Annotated in this window: 4 protein-coding genes; 3 read left to right on the forward strand and 1 reads right to left on the reverse strand. The window is 62.8% G+C overall.

Annotated features, from left to right (window positions below):
- The 3 genes from AB4Z11_RS28795 to AB4Z11_RS28805 all read left to right on the forward strand — a co-directional run.
- A partial coding sequence (locus tag AB4Z11_RS28795) for a TetR/AcrR family transcriptional regulator (RefSeq protein ID WP_442029247.1) occupies positions 1-535 on the forward strand: 535 nt, incomplete at its 5' end.
- A 73-nt stretch (positions 536-608) separates the two neighbouring features.
- Positions 609-1,058 carry a DUF2231 domain-containing protein gene (locus tag AB4Z11_RS28800; RefSeq protein ID WP_442029248.1) on the forward strand — a complete coding sequence of 150 codons (450 nt, stop codon included), beginning with the start codon at positions 609-611 and terminating at the stop codon, positions 1,056-1,058.
- A complete protein-coding gene (locus AB4Z11_RS28805) occupies positions 1,055-2,386 on the forward strand; it encodes a PQQ-dependent sugar dehydrogenase (RefSeq protein WP_442029249.1) in 1,332 nt (443 codons plus the stop codon). Before AB4Z11_RS28800 ends, AB4Z11_RS28805 begins: the two co-directional genes overlap by 4 nt.
- Positions 2,387-2,406: 20 nt before the next feature.
- Here the strand turns inward: AB4Z11_RS28805 and AB4Z11_RS28810 are convergent.
- A partial coding sequence (locus AB4Z11_RS28810; protein ID WP_442029250.1) for a hypothetical protein occupies positions 2,407-2,702 on the reverse strand: 296 nt, incomplete at its 5' end.

A 2,702-nucleotide genomic window follows, 5' to 3' on the forward strand; every position in this document is an offset into this window, starting at 1 on the left:
CCGGCAGGCACTGATCCAGGCAGCGTCACGCCTGTTCAAGGAAAAAGGCATCGACGGGGTCGGCGTGGCGGAAATCAGCAAGGCGGCCGGGCTGACGCATGGGGCTTTGTACGCCCATTTCTCGTCCAAGGATGAACTGGCCGCCGAGGCCCTCGGCTACAGCGCCGCCAACGCCCGCGAGCGCCTGGCCAATCACGTCCGTTCGCTGGAAGACATGATGGATTTCTATATGGCGCCCGCGCAGCGCGACAACCTCAGCGGCGGCTGCGCGCTGGCTGCGGCCGCCAGCGAAATCGCGCGCCAGGACGAGCCGGTCAGCGTGCGCTTCATGGAAGGCTATGCGCAGATGGTGCGCTACGTCGAGCGTGAACTGTCCGCCAAACTCCCGCCCGACGAAGCCCGGCAGCGCGCCATATCCATCGTGGCCGCCATGATCGGCGGCATCGCCGTCTCCCGCTCAGTCATCAAGGCCGACCAGGCCTTTGCCGACGAAATTCTGGCTGCCGTTCGCAAGACGGTCGGCGAACTGGCGTAAGCGAGGCAGGGCACAGACATTTCCTGTGCCCGCAAGTACCGTGGTGTTTTCATCATTTTTGACGGAAAACACCATGCACGCATCTTTCGACGCCCCTCGCCTGGGCCTCGCCAGCCAGCCCGTGTATGCCACGCTGGTGCAGTTTCCAGCCGTGTGCTTCGCCGGCACGCTGATTACCGATCTGGCCTATTGGCAAACCAAGAACATCATCTGGGAAACCTTCTCGGTCTGGCTGCTGACGGCCGGCTGCATCGTGGCCGCGTTTGCAGCCATCGCCGGCCTCATCTCCTGGTTCCGGCTGCGCCACGTGCGCGTGGTGCGCTTTGCCGGGCTGCACGTCGTCACCAGTGTGGTAGCGCTATTGCTGTCCATCGTTAATGCCTTCATCCACAGCCGCGACGGCTATACCGCCGTGGTGCCGCAAGGCCTGACGCTGTCCATCGTGGTCTTTGTCCTGATGCTGCTGGCGACCATTTTTGGCTGGCCACGTCCTTACTACGTCGCCGATGGAGTCGCGCCATGAATCCCTCAATCCACCTGAGGCAGGGAAGCGTTCTCATCGCCGCTGCATTTCTGCTGAGCGCCTGCGACCACGGCGACCCGTCCGTACAGGCGGCCCAGCAAGGCGGGCGGCCAACCCTGCCGGAACTGAAAAACTATCTGCTGCCGCCGATGAAAGTGGCGCCGGCCGGAAGCTGGAAGCAGGGCGAGACGCCGGTGGTACCGGCTTCCCTGAAAATCAGCGCCTTCGCCACCGGACTGATGCATCCTCGCGCCGTCTATCCGCTGCCGAATGGCGACATTCTGATTGTCGAAGCGAACGGTCCGACACAGCCCAAGAACCGGCCCAAGGACGTCATCATGGGGCCGATCAAGGCTTACGGCGGCTCGGCGCAAAAAGGCGCCAACCGGATTACGCTGGTGCGTCCTGCCAGCGCTGGTGCGGCCCCGCTACGCACCACTTTCCTGGATCACCTGAAGTCCCCCTTCGGCGTAGCGCTGGTCGGCAATGATCTGTACGTGGCGAATGCCGACTCGCTGATGCGCTACCCCTATACCGAAGGCGAAACGAAGATTACGGCCGCGGGGATCAAGGTCATGGACCTGCCCGGCGCGGAGGGCGTGCTCAACCACCACTGGACCAAGAGCCTGCTGGCCAGCCCGGATGGCAGCAAGCTGTACGTGGGCGTCGGCTCGAACAGCAACATCACGGAAAACGGCATCGAGGCTGAGATGAATCGCGCCGATATCCTCGAAGTGGACCGCGCCAGCGGCGCTGCGCGCGTCTTCGCCAGCGGCCTGCGCAATCCGAATTCGATGCAATGGGAGCCTGGCAGCAAAGCGATGTGGGTCGTCGTGAATGRACGCGACGAGATCGGCCCCGACCTGGTGCCGGATTACCTGACTTCGGTGCGCGATGGCGGCTTCTATGGCTGGCCTTACAGCTATTACGGCCAGCACGTCGACCCGCGCGTCATGCCGCAGCGCCCGGATCTGGTGGCGAAAGCCATTGTCCCGGACTACGCTCTCGGTTCGCACGTCGCCTCGCTGGGTCTGGTTTTCAACGACCCGGCCAGCACCACCATGCCAGCCGGCTTGCGCGAGGGCGCCTTCGTCGGCGAACACGGCAGCTGGGACCGCAGCCCGCCCAGCGGCTACAAGGTCGTCTTCGTCCCGTTCCAGAACGGCAAACCCAGCGGCAAACCAGTCGATGTCGTGACCGGCTTCCTGGCCGACGGCCACGCCAAAGGCCGACCTGTGGGGCTGGCAATGGACCACAGCGGCGCCTTGCTGATCGCTGACGACGTTGGCAACACCGTCTGGCGCGTCAGCGCCGCGGGAACGCAGTGAGCCGCCTGAAGCAATGACGGCTAATTTGCCACGCCGGGAATTGGAATTCCTTTGCCCGGCAGTGGAATCTCTCCAAGCAGATTCAGGTCTTTGGAAGGCGTCGTGACTAATGTCTTTTTGCCGTATTTGAGGCACACAACCGCCGAAGCTGCAGTTGGTCGTATCAGCGTGATGTAGCCGTTTTCGATCTCAAATTCCAGCACTTTGAATTTTGCGGTGAGGTCCAGTTCGAATCGCAATTCCGGGACCGGGAGGCCGTTTATCTTCGCCTGTAAAAATGGCGCGTTCGTCGAGGTAATCTCAACATCCCTCAGGC

It is taken from the genome of Pseudoduganella sp. RAF53_2 (genome assembly GCF_052113985.1).
GTDB lineage: Bacteria > Pseudomonadota > Gammaproteobacteria > Burkholderiales > Burkholderiaceae_D > Rugamonas.

Coding starts and splice junctions, on each gene's coding strand:
- AB4Z11_RS28800 (WP_442029248.1), top strand. CDS start 609: ATGCACGCATCTTTCGACGCCCCTCGCCTGGGCCTCGCCAGCCAGCCC.